A 14,948-nucleotide genomic window follows, 5' to 3' on the forward strand; every position below is an offset into this window, starting at 1 on the left:
CGGGACAGGGCGGCCCGTGTCACTTCGCCTCGGCCACCTTGACCACGTCCATCTGCACGAACTGCCCGTTGAACGGCTTCGGGGCCGGCTTGACGTCGGTCACGACGAGCTTGAGGAAGTTCGAGATGAGCCGCCCGTTCTGCCCGTCGCCCAGGAACGACACGGTCGCCCCGCCGTCGATCTCGATCGTCTTCGTGTAGTCGATGGTGAAGATCTTGTGGCCGACCTTGTCCTGGCGGTTCAGGTAGTAGTGCGCCTTCGGCGACGAGACCGAGATCTTGTAGATGTTGTACGTCCCGTTGTCCGGCTCCCCGCCGATGTAGAAGTAGTCGCCGTCCTTGGTCCCGTTCTTGTACATCATCGGCTCGACCACGCCGCGGAACCGTAGCGTCACCTTGTACCGCTTCCCCTTCTCCCCCCCGAACGCCTTCTCGGCGGCGAAGTTGTCCGTCTTCTTCGGGTCACCGGTCACGAGCCCCGACACGCAGTCGGCCCCCTCCTTCGGGGTCTCGGGCATCGCGTCCTTGCACGGGAACTCCCAGCGGTAGCCGTCGATCGTTGAGGCGACCGCCTTCAGATCAGCGGCCTTGTCGGCCCGGGCCGCGGCGAACGGACCGGCGAGCCCGGCGCAGGCCGCGAGCAGGGCGGCGGCGGTGAGGCGCTTCGTCATGTGGGGTGAACTCACGAGCGGAGACGCGACCCGGGTGTGGGAGCGGCCGCCGGGGTCGCACGGCGGGCGTGCGGGACAGTGTAGCCCGGCGGCGGGCCGCCCGCGACCGGATACCTCGCACCACTCGCACCGGGGGGCCCACTCACCAGAATCTCAAGGCACTCCGCCGCCCCGCGGGCTACACTCGGCACCAGAAGGTAATGCAAACCGGCGTCGCGGCTCGTGGGTTCTCCCGCGACCGGGCCGCGACGCGCGGGACCGACCCGACCCCGACGAGGTACCATGAACCGCTCGACCATCCTGACGGCGGCCGCGGTCGCGACCGCGGCGCTCGCCGTGGCGTACCGCGGCCCGGCCCAGTCCCCTCCCCCGGCCGTCGCGCTCCCGGCCGCTCAAGTCGTCGCCGCGGCCGCGCCCGACGACGCGGATCGCGTTGCGGTCGTCAAGTCGGCCCGCGACTTCGAGGCGGCGTTCAACACGGGCGACGCGAAGGCCGTCGCCGCACTGTGGACCGCGAACGGCGAGTCCCGCGAGGCGACCGGCGAGACGTTCCGCGGCCGCCTCGCCATCGAGAAGGCGTACGCCGAGTTCTTCAAGGCGAACGCCGGCGCGAGGGTCGAGGTGCTGGTGAAGTCGGTGCGGTTCCCTGCCAAGGACGTGGCCGTCGAGGAGGGGCTGGTCCGCCAGACCCGCGGCCCGAAGGACCTGCCGGGGACCACGTCCTACGTCACCGTTCACGCCCGCGAGGGCGGGCAGTGGAAGATCGCGCTTTCCAGTGAAGCCGGCGTCGGCAATGACCGGCTCGAGGACCTCGACTGGCTCCTCGGCAACTGGACCGCCAGGGTGAAGGACGACGCGGTGACGTTCACGTTCGCCCGCGACCCGAAGAAGCCGAACCTGACCGCGACGTTCACCCGCACCCCGGCCGGCAAGGAGCCGGTCACCGGCACCGTTCGGATCGCCGCGGACCCCGAGACCGGCCGCATCCGCTCGTGGGCGTTCGAGGACGACGGCGCGCACTCGCAGGGGCTGTGGTTCTGCGACGGCAAGAGCTGGGTGATCGACGCCCACGGGGTGCTGGCCGACGGCACCCCGACGGCCGAGCGGATCATCCTCCAGCGGGTCGCTCCCGATGCGATCACGTGGCGAGTGGTCGACCGCGTCCTCGGCGACGCCCGCGTCAAGGACGCCCCGCCCGTGCGGCTCACCCGCGCCGCGGCGAAGTAACCCACACCCACACCGAACCACAGGAGCGATCACCGTGAAGCACGTCATTCTGTTTGCGTTCGTGAGCGCCGGGGCGCTCGCGGCGGTCAACGAGGTCAGCGGCCGCGGGTACGGCGGCGGCGGGTTCAGCCGCGGCGGGAGCTACGGCGGCAGCTTCGAGCACAGCTACAGCGGCGGGTTCGACCGGGGCTACGGGAGCAGCTTCAGCAGCTTCAGCGGGGCCGACCGGTACGGCGGGAGCTACTCGGGCTCGCGGTCCACGGCGTCGGTCGACGGATGGGGCGGCCGGGCCGCGGGCGGGAGTTACGACCACACCTGGAGCGACGCGGCCGGCGGCAGCGTCACCACCTCGGGCTCCCGCGGCATCGCCGAGGGCCGGTACGGCGGGGTCGCGGCGGGCGGCACCCGCGACACGACGGTGACCACCGCGGGCGGCAAGACGTACACCGCGGACCGCTCGGCCGGGGTCGCGTCCGGGCCGGGCGGGCGGACCGTCGGCGGGACGTCGGGCTCGGTCGACGGGCGGTACGGCGAGAGCAGTTGGAACACCGCGTTCTCGGGGAACCGGTACACGGGGAGCATGAGCCACTACGCGAGCGTGTACGGGGCCAACGGGGTCCACAGCACCGCGTACTGGTCGAGGGGGTACCTCGGCACGCACGCGGGCTACGTCCGCACCGGGTTCGGGTACTACGGTGCGTTCTACCCCGGGTGGTACACCGCGCACCCCGGGTGCTGGGCCGCGGCCGGGTGGGCCGCCGGCGCCGCGTGGACCGCGGCGAGCTACGCCGACGTCGCCGCGTACTGCGGCCTCGCGGCGGCCTCCGCCCCGGACTACGACTACGGCAGCACCGTCGTCATCCAGGACAGCAACGTGTACGTGGACGGCCAGGCCGGCGGCACCGCCCAGCAGTTCGCCGACGAGGCCACGGCGATCGCCACCCAGGGCCAGGCCGCGGCCCCGACCCCGACGGACGAGTGGAAGCCCCTCGGCGTGTACGCGCTCGTGTCCGGCGACGAGAAGACGTCGAACAACATCTTCCAGCTCGCGGTGAACAAGGACGGCGTCATCCGCGGGAACTTCTACGACGGCGTGGCCGACACGACGACCGAGGTCTACGGCTCGGTCGACAAGAAGTCGCAGCGGGCGGCGTGGACCATCGGCAAGAAGAAGGACCGGGTGTTCGAGGCCGGCCTGTACAACCTCACGCAGGCCCAGTGCCCGTGCCTGCTGCACGTGGGCACGCAGACGACCGACCAGATGCTCCTCGTCCGCGTCGAGCAGCCGAAGACCGGCCAGTCGCAGCCGCCCGCGGCCGCGCCCTGAGTCGCCGCGGGGTCGCGCCGGCACGGCGGCCCCGCTCAGTCGCGCGGCGGGTGCGCGAGTGAGGGCCAGTGGAACCACGCGTAGAAGTCGGAGCCCCGCAGGGCCGCCCCGAGGTAGCCCGACCGCACGGCCTCGGCGGGGCCGTCGAGGCCGAAGCAGTCGGCCACCACGTCGGCGCAGTTGGCCAGTCCAATGCCGGTGCCGCCGCGGGTGATCCCCCCGCCGAACAACCGCCCGAGATCGCCCCCGACCCGCTCGGCGAGGAACGCCGCCTGGTCGGGGGCGATGGCGTTCTGCACCACCCACCGGGACAGCCCCGCGCCGGCCGGGACGACCCACAGGGTCACCGCGCCGTCGGCCGAGAACCGGGCCGCGTTGTTGACGTAGTTGTACACCACCCGGTCCACGCTCGCGGTCTCCAGGCACCGGGCCGACACGTCGCCGGCGAACGCGCACCGGACGGCCACGGTCGCCCCCGGGCCGACCCGCGCGCCGGCCCACTTGGTGGTGAAGTGGTCGATCCCGTGCGGCTTCGCGGACTCGTCGGCGGCGCGACCGACGGGGTCGATGTCGGGCAGCAGGTTCCGCATGATCTTGGCGTGGTCCCGGGCGGCGTCGGCCGCCATCCGGAGCAACCCGCGGTCGCTCGGTGCGGCGGCCAGGAGTTCCGCGGCCCCGAGGAACACCGTGAGCCCGCCCCCGCGGACGTCGTGGAGCGCCTTGTACACCTCCGGTGTGGCGCGGCCCGCCGACCGGGTGGCGTCGCCCAGGGCGCTCGCGGCCGCCATGAGGCCGCCGTCCGCGGTGGCCCCGACGACCGCCCCGACGAACGCGGCCTCGGGGCCGCCGGCCTGGCGCAGCGCGTGAACCTGTTTCACCGCGGCGTAGAGCCGCCGGATGATGTCGCGGTCCGGCGGGTCGAACCGGTCGAGGGGCACTTCGCACCCGGTGCCGTCGAACCGGGCCGATCGATTGGTGGGGAGGTCGGCGGGGGCGAGGGACAGCAGCACGTCTGGAACGGTCCACATGGCGGGCACCCATGAACAACAGTAAGCATCAGGACCGGGGCAGTGCAACACGCGCGCCGCCGACCGCACCGTAACTCGTCCGTCCGCTCGGGACAAAATTGCTCAGAAAATGCTCACAATCAGTTACCCGAGCGGTCGCGCGTGTATAACCTGTCTCCGGCGGCCCCGACCGACTCGCGGTTCGAGCGGGCCGCCCACCCGCCCCTCGGGGCGGTGACAGAGTCAACCCATTCTCCAGGAGTCTGACATGGTGCGTCGCACGTTCGTGGCGGTTGCGCTGGTGGCGTTCGTGGCGTTCAACGGCGTTGCCCTCGCCGAAGAGAAGGCCGGGACCCACGAGGGGAAGGTCGTCAAGGTCGCCGACGGCAAGCTCACGATGACGGACAAGGAAGGCAAGAAGGAGCACACCCACGCGATCCCGGCCGACGCCAAGGTGACCGTTGACGGGAAGGAAGGCAAGCTCGAGGACCTCAAGGCGGGCACCGCGGTCAAGGTGACGACCGAGTCCAAGGACAAGAAGGTCGTCGTGACCAAGGTCGAGGCGACCACCAAGTAAGGTGACCGGTTCGCGACTGACGCGCCCCGGGCCGGGTTCACCCCCGACCCGGGGCGTTTTTGCGCGCCGCTGGCCCCCGAGTTCTCTTTCCGGGATCGTTCGCCCTCACGGGCCGCCACGGGGGGCTCCGCCAACCACCTGGAGCGGATCCCGACCGGCGTCCGCCGGCTCACTTCTTGCGCTTCAGGTCGTCGAGGATGTCGTCGACGTCCTTGTTCTTCTTGGGACCGATCGGGGCGTCGAGGCGGGACTCGTCGCCGCGAGCCCCGTGGAACACCGCGTGGCCCCACAGGTGCGGGCTGAGCCGGGCCTCGGACGGCGCGTCGGCCACGATCTGCGCCGCCTGGTTCGCCCAGTACACGCGCTTCATGACCTCGGTCCCCTCCGGACCGGACACCAGCACGCCCCAGTCGAGTTTCACGCGGGTCCCGGCCGCCGCCTTCAGCCCCAACTCGCTCAGAGGGAGCGCCGCCTCCAGCGTGTACTGCGTGCCGGACCCGCCGATCACGACCCGCGGCCCGGTCACGAGCCGCACCTCGTCGATCGTGACCTCACCGATCGGCGACCGCACCCGGTACGCCCTGTCGGGCGGGGTGCCGGGAACGACCGGGCGGTACAGCACGGCCTTCCCGCTCCCGCCGAGGTGCGTCAGCAGCACCCGCACGTCGCCGGCCACCGGCCCCTTGCGGGCGTGGTCGGCCTTCGGGTCGGTCTCGATGTACAGGTCGGCCGCCGCGCCCGTCTTGAACGCCCGCTCGAACTCGGCGCCGGCGTTCTTGAGCGGCCCCATCTGGCTGGCGGCGTAGCCCACGTACAGGAACTTGTCGTCGTACGCGGCGTAGAAGTCCACCCCGCTACCCTCGGCCGCGCCGTCGAGCCGCGCGGCGACCGGGCCGAACCCGGAGAACCGGCCGTCGAACGCCGGTGGCTTCGCAACACGGTACACGTCCAGCACCGGCGCCTTCGCGTACACGGCCGCCGCCGCGCGTCGCGTCTCCCACTCGCGGGCCTTCTCGATGTCCTCGGCGGTCACGGTGAGGGCGCCGCCGAGCCGCACGTACTTGTCGAGCCCGAGCACCTCCATCACGCTGATGTGGTTGTGCCCGGCGACCGCATAGAACTTGCCGTCGGCGGTCCTGGTCAGGTAGCCGTTGAAGTGCTCCTGGCCGACGGTCAGGTCGTCCCACACCGTACCCCGGGCGTGCTCGCGCATGCTCCACGGTCGCGACCGGCCCGAGCGGAAGTCGCGGAACAGCGTGCCGGCGAGCAGGCCGTCCGACGACCACACGTTCCAGCACCCGACGTTCGTGTTGCACACGACGAACTCGCCGAGGCCGCCGGGGGCCGTCTCGTTGCCGACGATCATGAACTGCGACACGATCTGGTCGGGGGTGTACGGCTTGGCGTGCTCCAGGGCGTGCGTGCCGGGGTTGCCCTCCTGCGGGTACGTCCATAGCGCACTGCCGTCGGGCCGCAGCACGGCCTCCTTCAGATTGTCGGAGCCCATGCGGTAGAAGTTGCCGTCGGCGAGTTGCTGCAGGTACTGGCCCTTGAGCAAGTCGTTCGGCTTCTCCTCGTACACCGGCACGCCGCTGGGGAGGAACTCCTTCACCGCGTACCGCAGCGAGCCGCCCTGAATGCCGAGGTCGCGGCTGAAGTTCGACAGCGAGTGGAACTTGCCGATCGGGGTGAACGCGACCTCCTCGAACTGCACCTCGCCGTCGCCGTTGCGGTCGGTCCAGATGAACCGGAAATCGGTCAGCGCCTTGGTGCCGTACTTCGCGACGAGGTCGGGCCGCTTCAGCGGCTCGAACGCGGTCGCCTTGCCCATCGCCGCCGCCGGGATCGCGCGGCCGTTCTCGTAGCGGTACACCGCCCCGCACTCGACCGAGTGCAGGTCGGAGCGGTTGACAAGGTACGTGCGACCGTTGGCGTAGACCGGCACCTGCCCGGGGGGGCCGGAGCCCATGTACGTCAGGTTCTTCAGCCGCGACTTGCCGGTCTCCCAGTTGATCTCGAACTCCAGCGGGCCGTGGAACAGCCGCGTCTTGTCGCGCGGGTCGAGCGAGCCGCCGCCGCCGTAGGGCGTGTTGCCGAGCAGCTCCTTACGGAACGTGCCGTCCGGGTTCCACACCGTCACCCGCTTCGGGTGGTACTGGGTCTCGACGCACCAGAGCTGGCCCTTCGCGTCGACGTCGATGGCCGTGACGTGCCCGAGCCGCGTCGGGTCCCACGCGCCGGTCACGAACCCGCCGGGGGTGCCGACGGACCGCAGGAACTTCCCGGCCGCGTCGTACACGCGGACGACCTGCCGTCCCTTCCCGCCGTCGAACACGTACAGCTTGCCGTCCTTGTCGAACGCGAGGTCGGTCGGGGCTTCGAGGTCGGTGACGACGGCCTGGTGCGCCTTCCCGGTCGGGTCCACGCGGACGACCTGCTTGCCGCTGATCGCGTGCAGCACGCCGGCCGGGTCGAGGCAGATTTCGCCCGCGTTGAGGAGCGGGATCTCGGCCGTGACGGCGCCGGTCTTGGCGTCGTGAACATCGATCCGCTCGGCCGACGCGGCTTCCACCTGCGGCTCGCCGCCGACGTACTTCAGCGCCGCGACGCCGAAGACGCGGCAGCGCGTCGGGTCGACGGTCTGCCCGCCGAGGTCCTTGCGGGCGCCGCGCGTGCCGCGGTCGCCGCGGTCGGTCCACTGCTTGACCACGCGCAGCCGCACGGCGCGGGTTTTGACTTCCTTGCCGAAGTCCACGTACCCGTCGAGGTAGCGGGCGAGGCTGTTGTGCGAGTCGTCCGGCTGGTACCACTCGCGGCGCGGCTGGGTGTACTCCGCGACCGTCTGCCAGCCGTCGCTGCCGGCGAGTCCGGGCACCGCGTCGGCCGCGCCGGTGAACACGTCGATCTTCGTCACCTCGCCGTCGATCTCCTTGATCGCCAGCCCGCGGAGCGACTGCTCGGCCTTCCACTCCAGCATGTACACGCCGGGGTCGGCCTCGGTCAGCGCGGTCGTTCGCTGCGCGTCCCAGGTGCCGTCGGCCGCGACCTTGCCCGAACTCACGCGGACCGTGGCCTCGGGCGCGACGTTGGCGAACCGCCGGCGGAGCAACTTCAGCCCCTCGATGCGGCCCTTCCACTGCGACTTGTCGGCACCGAAGTCGAGCCCCGTTCCGGGCGGCCCCTTCGGCTTGTCGATGTCCGGGAAGTCCACCTTCGGCGTCTTCGTCGGGCCGGTCTCCTTGGCGAACGGGTCGTCGCCGCCGGCCTTGCCGCCCTTGGTGAACGTGAGCCGGACGGCGCGGGTCGTCGTGTCGGCCGGCGGGAGGGCCACGTCCCACGGCGCCTTCGCGTTGCTCGCGAACGGGACCCACTGCGAGGCGTCCTCGGGGTTCGGCGGGTACGTTCCGTTCGGCTTGAGAACGCTCAGCGTCAACTTCACGTCCGGGTCGAGCGGCGGCGGCAGCACGGCGCAACCGATCGGCACCGGCTTGCGGAACGCCAGCACGGCGTGCTGCTCGGCCACGCGGCTCGCGGCGGTCTCGATGTGCGTCAGCGAGTAGCCGGTCGCGCCGCCCGGCGGGGCGCCGGCGAGCCGGAACAGCTTGAGGAAGTCGCCCTGCGGGTCGGGCACGGCCTCGTACGCCACGCGGGGCGGCCGCTTCGGCGCGTACAGCGGCAGGCACGCGGCGAGGTCGGCGTCCTCGCCCGCGGCGGCCCCGTTGAGCCACGCCTCGCCGCCCTTCACGGCGACGTACAGCTTCCCGTCGCGGGCCGCGAGGCCGCGCATCCCGCGGGTCCGCCGCGAGGTCGGGTTCAGTTTGAACACCTCGCGGACCTTGTGCGTGGCCAGGTCGACGCCCCACACGGCCTCGGTCGGGCTGCCGACGATCTCCATGCCGGCGAACACCTCCTTGCCGTCGCTGGCCAGGAACCGCGCCCCGGTCCACGCCGCGAACGAGTGGTGGCCCCACGACTTCTTGCCGTCGGTGTCCACCTCGATGAGCGACACGCCGCTCTCGGCGACGCACGAGCCCAGGAACATCTTGTCGCCCGCGGCGCACCCGCTCATCGGCGGGGTGTGGTCGGCCATCCAGCCGCCGGGGCCGTCGTGGCCGTTGAGCCACGGCGAGTTGTCCGGCGCGTGCACCTCGACGTTCGGGTACACGGTCATCTCGTACTTGGCCTTCAGCTCCGGCCCGGCCAGCGCGACCCACTTGTACGTCCCCGGTGGGACGAAGTTGCCGTCCGCGTCCTTGAGGTCCCACGCGGCGGTGTGGGCCCCGGCCTTCTGCGTGCTGCGGGCGGCCAGGTTCCGCAGGCGGCGGCCGTCGGGGCCGTTGACGCCGAGCGACACGACGCTCTCCTCCGCGAGCGCGTAGGGGATCTTGAACGGGGGCGGCTCGTCGGCATTGACCGGCGCCGGCGGCACCGGGTCGTCGCCGAGCCGGGTGAGCGCGTGCAACCCGTGGATCTTCGCGACCGCTCCGTCCTCGGAGTGTGTGGCCCAGAGCCTCAGCCCGCGGGTGCGGACCGGGGTCGCGAACCGCACCCAGCGGCCGCCGGCCGGGTCGGTCGCCTCGGTCGCGTCCTTGAGGGTCTGCCACTCGTCCGGCGTGCCGGCCCGCGGGTTCACGCCCGGGGCACCGACGAACGCGGCCGCCGTGAACTTGTCCAGGTTCGACGCGAGGAACAGCCCCTCGACCGTGCGCTCGACCGGCCACGACACGATGAACCACGCCGGGTTGACGTCCGAGAGCGGGGCCGCGGGAACGAACCCGTTGTTGTCCTTCCCGACGTTCACCCAGTGGCCGTCGCCGGTGGTGACGCTCGCCGCGGGCCACGGGTTGAACTTGGTGTTGGGCGGCCGGTACTCGCGGTCGGCGTAGGCCAGCGCGAACGGCACGGCGTTGAACAACCTCTCGGCGAACAGCCGCGCGCCGTGCAGCGCGTGCCGCTGCTCGTGGCCCGGGGGCGCGGTGAACAGCACGGCCCGGGTGCGGGTCCCGACTGCCAGGGGCACGAGCGCCCCGCCCGACTGCCTCCCGGGGACCGGCGGCGCGACCCACTGCGCCTCGGCGAACGGGTCGGGGGCGCCCTCGTGCCCCGCCCTCAGCAGGGCGAGTGTGAACCCGGCCGGCACCTGCACGGTCCCCAGCGACTTCTCCTCGCGGAACGCGACGAGGAACCGCACGGCCGCCGGTTCGTCGCCGTCGGCGCGGCCGGCCTCCCACTTCTTGGCGCGAGCGCTCAGCCCCAGCGCGGCTGCGACCGTGTCCGCCTCGGCGGCGTACCGGGTCTTCCCGCGGAAGCTCGCGCACGCGACGGGGTCGAGGTCGGCGCGGGTGACCGCGGCCCGGAGGGCGTCGCCGGCCGCCGGCGCGGCCGTCGAGAGGGCGACGACCACGCCCGCCAGCGCGAGCGGGGTCAGGGTGCGGACGGTCAGAGCGGCACGCATGAGAGGTTCCTGCGGGGAAGGCACGCGGCGCCGCGGGCGCGGCGCCGCGCTCGACGCCATCGGGCATAGGGGCAGCGCTCGGTGTCGCGAGGGCGTGGGGCGGGGGCGCGGTTAGGGGGGTCGGGTCGCGGTGCGCCCGGAGTGCGGTCCGGGCGCGTGCTCTGGCAGTTCGATGAGTGTTACCGGAAGTGGGCCCGAGATCAAGTGATAAATGGCCGTGTCCGCGGCGCACTCACTGCGGCGTTTGGGGCACCTGAACGGGGGCCGGGTCAGCGCCCGGGGCGGGGTCGGCCCCGAGTTGCCGCCGCCGCCAGCGGCTGAGGACCGCGGCGGCCGGGGGGAGGAAGGCGTACCACCCGGTGAGGAGCGGGACCACGACCCGCGGGGCGGCCACGACGACCGCGACCGTCACGATCAACCGCGTCACGATGATCCGGGTCCGCCGCCGGCCGCGCGACAGCCAGTGGAACACGTGCGGGTACCGGACCCGCGACACCATCAGGCACCCGACGCCGAGGGTGACCATCGGGATCACCTGGGCGACGGCGGCGTCCACCGCCTCCCACCCGACCCACGCCGCGTCCCCGGCGAGCACCTTCGGCCCCTGGACCATGAGCGGGAACGACGCGACCACGGAGGCCGCGCCGGGCGACGGGAGCCCGCGGAACACGCCCGGGTCGCGGTCCGTGGCCGCGTTGAACCGCGCCAGCCGGAGCAGCGCGCAGACCATGTAAACCGCGGCAGCGATCCACAGAACGGTGGGCTGGTACCCGTGCGGCCGGGCCAACTCGTACATCACGACCGCCGGGGCGACCCCGAAGCTGATCGCGTCGCACAGCGAGTCGAGGTGCGCGCCGAACTCGCTCGTGTTCTGCGTCCACCGGGCGGCCGCCCCGTCGAGCCCGTCGAACAGCATGGCCAGGAAGATGAGGCACCCGGCGGCGAACAGGCCCGTTGCGGCGTCCCCGTCGGTCATCCGGGTGGCGAGGGTGATGGACCCGAACCCGCACACCGCGTTCCCGAGGGTCAGGACCGTGGGCAGGAGGTTGAGCGGCTTCGGGCGTGACTGGTAGCGCTTAATGGCCGGTCCCCCCGTTCGACGTGACCGCGGCGTACTCGGCCAGCACCGTCGCGCCGGCCCGGACCTTGTCCCCGAGCCGCGCCCGGATCGTCAGCCCGGCCTCGCGCGGCAGCACCAGTTCGGTCCGCGACCCGAGCTTGATCATTCCGAACTTCTCGCCCCGGCCCAGTTCGTCGCCGGGCCTCAGCCAGCACACGATCCGCCGGGCGATCGCGCCGGTGATCTGCCGCACGATGTACCGGCGGTACGGGTACGCGGTCTCCTGCATCCGCAGCGCGAGTTGCTCGTTCTCGCGGGCCGACTCGGGCCGCAGCGCGTTGAGGAACTTGCCGGCCTGGTACCGGAGCCCGATCACCCGCCCGGCGACCGGCGCGCGGTTGATGTGGACGCTGAAGATCGACAGGAAGATGCCGATCCGCACCGCCGGGCCGCCGATGAACTCGTCGTGTGCCAACTCGTCCACGTCGGTGATCGTCCCGTCGGCCGGGGAGATGACCAGCCCGGGCTCGACCGGGACGCGGCGGGGCGGGTCGCGGAAGAACCACACCGCGAGCGCGCCGCAGACGCCGAGCCCCGCGGCCAGCACCCACCCGGCCGCCAGCAGCGGCGCCGCGAGGGCGGCCCCGGAGGTCGCCAGCAGCGCCGCGAGGGCGGCCGCGGGGCCGAACGTGACCGCCGAGAAGACCAGCAGTTCGGCGAGCCCGACGCGGGCGAACGGGATGCGGTCCCGCCACCGGAACGGGTCGTCCTTCGGCTCCCAGTGGTACCCGCCCTGGTTGCGGAAGAACTTGAGGTCGCGGGGGTCGAGCACCTCGTGCGGGCACCCGTTGAAGTCGCCCTTGCGGAGCGCGGCCATTCTGCGGACGTACCCGGGGCGGACCGTCCGGAGCCAGCACCGCCGCACGCGGCCCCAGGCCAGCTCGAGGCGGCACACGACGCCCCCGCCGGGCTGAATCGACGTCAGCTTCGGGTCCAACGGTTCGAGCGGGAGCGGCCCCGCGGGCGGCTGGAGTGCGGGCGCGTCGGCGGGAGCGGAAGACATTCGGCCACCGGAACGGGAGCGGAACGGAACGGGCACCCCGGCGGGCAGGGTCGTCAAGCGCCGGACGGCGATCAGGTAATGATAGCTGCCGGCCGGCCGCGCGGCCCGTGCGATCGGTCAGTTCCCGTTGCCCCGCGGCCCCGGCCGGCCGTTAGAATGGTCCCGACCTCTCCGCCCCGCCGACCCGAGTGAGGCCACCCGTGACGTTGCGAACCTTGCCCCTCGTGAGCGCGGCGCTCCTGGCCGCCGCGCCGAACGGCCGCCCCGCCGACCCGCCCGCGACCGCGGCCGAGCGGATGAAGGCCCACGTCGCGTACCTCGCGAGCGACCGCCTGGAGGGCCGCGGCCCGGGCACCCGCGGCGAGGAGCTGACGACCGACTACCTCGCCGCCGAGTTCAAGAAGGCCGGCCTCAAGCCCGCCGGGGCCAACGGCACGTACCTCCAGCCTGTGCCCCTGGTCCGCGTCGTCACCAGCCCGAAGTCCACGCTCACCGCGACCAGGGCCGACGAGAAGGCGGCCGAGTTCGCGTGCGAGGAGGAGTTCTCCGGCACGAGCCACACGCAAGCCGACCTGGAAGAGTTCGACGCCGAGGCGGTGTTCGTCGGCCACGGCATCACCGCCCCCGAGTTCGGGTGGGACGACTACAAGGGCACCGACGTGAAGGGCAAGGTCGTCGTCCTCTTCACCAACGAGCCGCCGTCGGACGACCCCGCGTTCTTCGGCGGCAAGGCGCTGACGTACTACGGCCGGTGGACGTTCAAGTTCGAGGAGGCCGCCCGCCGCGGGGCCAGGGCGTGCTTCATCGTCCACACCACCGAAACGGCCGGGTACCCGTACTCGGTCGTCCGCCCGCTCGACGGCGCGCAGCTCAAGCGCGACCCGGAGCGCCCCGCCCTCGCGTTCGCCGGGTGGCTGTCGCGGAAGGCCGGCGAGCGCCTCCTCGGACTCGCCGGGCAGACCGTGGACGGCGCGCTCAAGGCCGCCGATACGAAGGGCTTCAAACCGTACTCTCTCGGCGTCAACCTGAAGGGCAACGTCCCAACGAAGGTCGAGCGGATCGTCAGCAACAACGTCGCCGGTATCGTCGAGGGGAGCGACCCGAAGCTCAGGGACGAAGTGGTCGTGTTCACCGCACACTGGGACCACCTCGGCGTCGGCCGCGGCGTGGCCGGCGACACGATCTACAACGGCGCGGCCGACAACGCCACCGGCTGCGCGCTGCTCCTGGAGCTGGCCCGCGAGTGGGCGGCGCTGTCGCCGCGGCCGAAGCGGTCGGCGCTGTTCCTGGCCGTCACCGCCGAGGAGAAGGGGCTGCTCGGGTCGAAGTTCTACGCGCAGAGCCCGGTCGTGCCGCTCGGCAAGACGGCGCTGAATCTGAACTTCGACATGATCCTACCGATCGGCGTGCCCGAGTCGGTCGTGGTGACCGGAGCCGAGCGCACGACGGCATGGCCCCTCGTGAGAGCCGTGGCCGAGCGGAACAAGCTGGAGATCGAACCCGACCAGCGGGCGCACCTGGGCGTCTACTACCGCTCGGACCACTTCTCGATGGCCCGCGCCGGGGTGCCGGCGTTCTCGGTCGGCGCCGGGTCGAAGCTCAAGGGGAAGCCGGCCGACTTCGCCCGGAAGGCAGCGCAGGAGTTCAACGACACGGCGTACCACACGCCCCAGGACGAGATGAAAGCCGACTGGGACTTCAGCGGGTTCGCGGTGCTGACTGCGTTCGCCATCGAGGTCGGCCGCGCCGCCGCTGACGCCGACCGGCTCCCGACCTGGAACCCCGGCGACGAGTTCCTGCCGGCCCGCGAGAAGAGCGGCGTGAAGTGACGCGCCTGGATGTGACCTCTTGTTTTGGTTGTCTTGGCGAGCGGGGGACGTGAGTCCCCCGGTAGAAGTACGGTTCACACTCCACTGCCGTGAGCCCGCCGCGCGGCTCCCCAGAGCGACCTCACTTCTCGCTCTTCGCGGCCTTCAACACGAACAGGTGCTGATTCGGCCCGGCCTTGAACTCCTTCGGGGCCTCGCCGCCCGGCAGGGCGTAGACGATCGTGAGCGTGTCGCCGTCCTTCTTGACCAACCCGACCGCGTCGGCGGACTTCGGGGCGGTACTCTTCATCGCGATCGCCCACGGGGTCTTCGTGGTGTCGAGCGTGTAGTTCGCGGCGAAGAACTCCTTCTTGTCCTTGTCGGTGCCGGTGATCTTGTCCGCGGTGAAGCGGACCATCCCGCCCTTGATCCGCTCCTCGGGGATCGCCTTCCCGTCCTTCTCGCCGGAGACCAGCATGAAGGTTCCCTCCAGGGACTTGGCCGCCTTCTTGTCTTCGGCGCGGGCGGCCGTCGCAACGAGCGCGAGGGTGCCAGCGACGAGGAACGCGACCGGGAGCACGTAACGAGCGACACGCATGGGGAACTCCATGGGGGTGAGACCGCAGCCGGGAACCGAGTGAGACCGTGCAACGACTGTGCCACTCACTGACGGCCGGGAGTGGGAACCGTCTCATCTTTCCGCGACCGCGCACTATGGTGAGTTCACGGCCGCCCGGTACTCTCGCACGCCGGC

10 protein-coding genes are annotated in these 14,948 nt (G+C 71.9%); 4 read left to right on the top strand and 6 right to left on the bottom strand.

Going from position 1 to position 14,948, the window contains the following annotated elements; genetic code table 11:
* Nucleotides 1–19: 19 nt before the first annotated feature.
* A complete protein-coding gene (locus tag ACTIGN_RS20060; protein WP_439627084.1) occupies nucleotides 20–670 on the bottom strand; it encodes a hypothetical protein in 651 nt (216 codons plus the stop codon).
* A 282-nt stretch (nucleotides 671–952) separates the two neighbouring features.
* Between ACTIGN_RS20060 and ACTIGN_RS20065 the strand changes: the two genes are divergently transcribed.
* Nucleotides 953–1,897 carry a YybH family protein gene (locus ACTIGN_RS20065; protein ID WP_439627086.1) on the top strand — a complete coding sequence of 315 codons (945 nt, stop codon included), beginning with the start codon at nucleotides 953–955 and terminating at the stop codon, nucleotides 1,895–1,897.
* Nucleotides 1,898–1,931: 34 nt separating this feature from the next.
* Complete coding sequence (locus tag ACTIGN_RS20070) at nucleotides 1,932–3,224, top strand: hypothetical protein (protein ID WP_439627088.1); 1,293 nt, start codon at nucleotides 1,932–1,934, stop codon at nucleotides 3,222–3,224.
* 35 nt (nucleotides 3,225–3,259) lie between these two features.
* On the opposite strand, the gene ACTIGN_RS20075 is transcribed toward ACTIGN_RS20070, so the two are convergent.
* On the bottom strand, nucleotides 3,260–4,252 hold the full coding sequence (locus ACTIGN_RS20075) for an ATP-binding protein (RefSeq protein WP_439627090.1): 993 nt from the start codon (nucleotides 4,250–4,252) through the stop codon (nucleotides 3,260–3,262).
* 247 nt (nucleotides 4,253–4,499) lie between these two features.
* On the opposite strand from ACTIGN_RS20075, the gene ACTIGN_RS20080 reads away from it, so the two are divergent.
* The gene (locus ACTIGN_RS20080; protein WP_439627092.1) at nucleotides 4,500–4,808 is read left to right on the top strand and encodes a hypothetical protein; all 309 of its coding nucleotides are present in this window, start codon (nucleotides 4,500–4,502) and stop codon (nucleotides 4,806–4,808) included.
* A 169-nt stretch (nucleotides 4,809–4,977) separates the two neighbouring features.
* On the opposite strand, the gene ACTIGN_RS20085 is transcribed toward ACTIGN_RS20080, so the two are convergent.
* From ACTIGN_RS20085 to ACTIGN_RS20095, 3 genes are all read right to left on the bottom strand, one after another.
* Complete coding sequence (locus ACTIGN_RS20085) at nucleotides 4,978–10,263, bottom strand: hypothetical protein (protein ID WP_439627094.1); 5,286 nt, start codon at nucleotides 10,261–10,263, stop codon at nucleotides 4,978–4,980.
* A 232-nt stretch (nucleotides 10,264–10,495) separates the two neighbouring features.
* Nucleotides 10,496–11,344: a CDP-diacylglycerol--serine O-phosphatidyltransferase gene (gene pssA / locus ACTIGN_RS20090; RefSeq protein WP_439627142.1), complete on the bottom strand. Its 849-nt coding sequence runs from the start codon at nucleotides 11,342–11,344 to the stop codon at nucleotides 10,496–10,498.
* On the bottom strand, nucleotides 11,340–12,386 hold the full coding sequence (locus ACTIGN_RS20095) for a phosphatidylserine decarboxylase (RefSeq protein WP_439627096.1): 1,047 nt from the start codon (nucleotides 12,384–12,386) through the stop codon (nucleotides 11,340–11,342). The genes pssA and ACTIGN_RS20095 overlap by 5 nt, the downstream gene beginning before the upstream one ends.
* Nucleotides 12,387–12,586: 200 nt before the next feature.
* Here ACTIGN_RS20095 and ACTIGN_RS20100 point away from each other — a divergent pair, with 200 nt between their 5' ends.
* Entirely contained in the window at nucleotides 12,587–14,215 is a 1,629-nt protein-coding gene (locus tag ACTIGN_RS20100) for a M28 family peptidase (RefSeq protein WP_439627098.1), read from the top strand.
* A 121-nt stretch (nucleotides 14,216–14,336) separates the two neighbouring features.
* Here the strand turns inward: ACTIGN_RS20100 and ACTIGN_RS20105 are convergent, their stop codons facing one another.
* On the bottom strand, nucleotides 14,337–14,792 hold the full coding sequence (locus ACTIGN_RS20105; protein ID WP_439627100.1) for a TIGR03067 domain-containing protein: 456 nt from the start codon (nucleotides 14,790–14,792) through the stop codon (nucleotides 14,337–14,339).
* Between the last annotated feature and the right edge of the window lie 156 nt (nucleotides 14,793–14,948).

It is taken from the genome of Gemmata sp., assembly GCF_051859125.1.
In the GTDB taxonomy this organism is placed as follows: Bacteria; Planctomycetota; Planctomycetia; order Gemmatales; family Gemmataceae; genus Gemmata.

Coding starts and splice junctions, on each gene's coding strand:
- ACTIGN_RS20080 (WP_439627092.1), top strand. CDS start 4,500: ATGGTGCGTCGCACGTTCGTGGCGGTTGCGCTGGTGGCGTTCGTGGCG.
- ACTIGN_RS20095 (WP_439627096.1), bottom strand. CDS start 12,386: ATGTCTTCCGCTCCCGCCGACGCGCCCGCACTCCAGCCGCCCGCGGGG.
- ACTIGN_RS20060 (WP_439627084.1), bottom strand. CDS start 670: ATGACGAAGCGCCTCACCGCCGCCGCCCTGCTCGCGGCCTGCGCCGGG.
- ACTIGN_RS20075 (WP_439627090.1), bottom strand. CDS start 4,252: ATGTGGACCGTTCCAGACGTGCTGCTGTCCCTCGCCCCCGCCGACCTC.
- ACTIGN_RS20085 (WP_439627094.1), bottom strand. CDS start 10,263: ATGCGTGCCGCTCTGACCGTCCGCACCCTGACCCCGCTCGCGCTGGCG.
- ACTIGN_RS20065 (WP_439627086.1), top strand. CDS start 953: ATGAACCGCTCGACCATCCTGACGGCGGCCGCGGTCGCGACCGCGGCG.
- ACTIGN_RS20105 (WP_439627100.1), bottom strand. CDS start 14,792: ATGCGTGTCGCTCGTTACGTGCTCCCGGTCGCGTTCCTCGTCGCTGGC.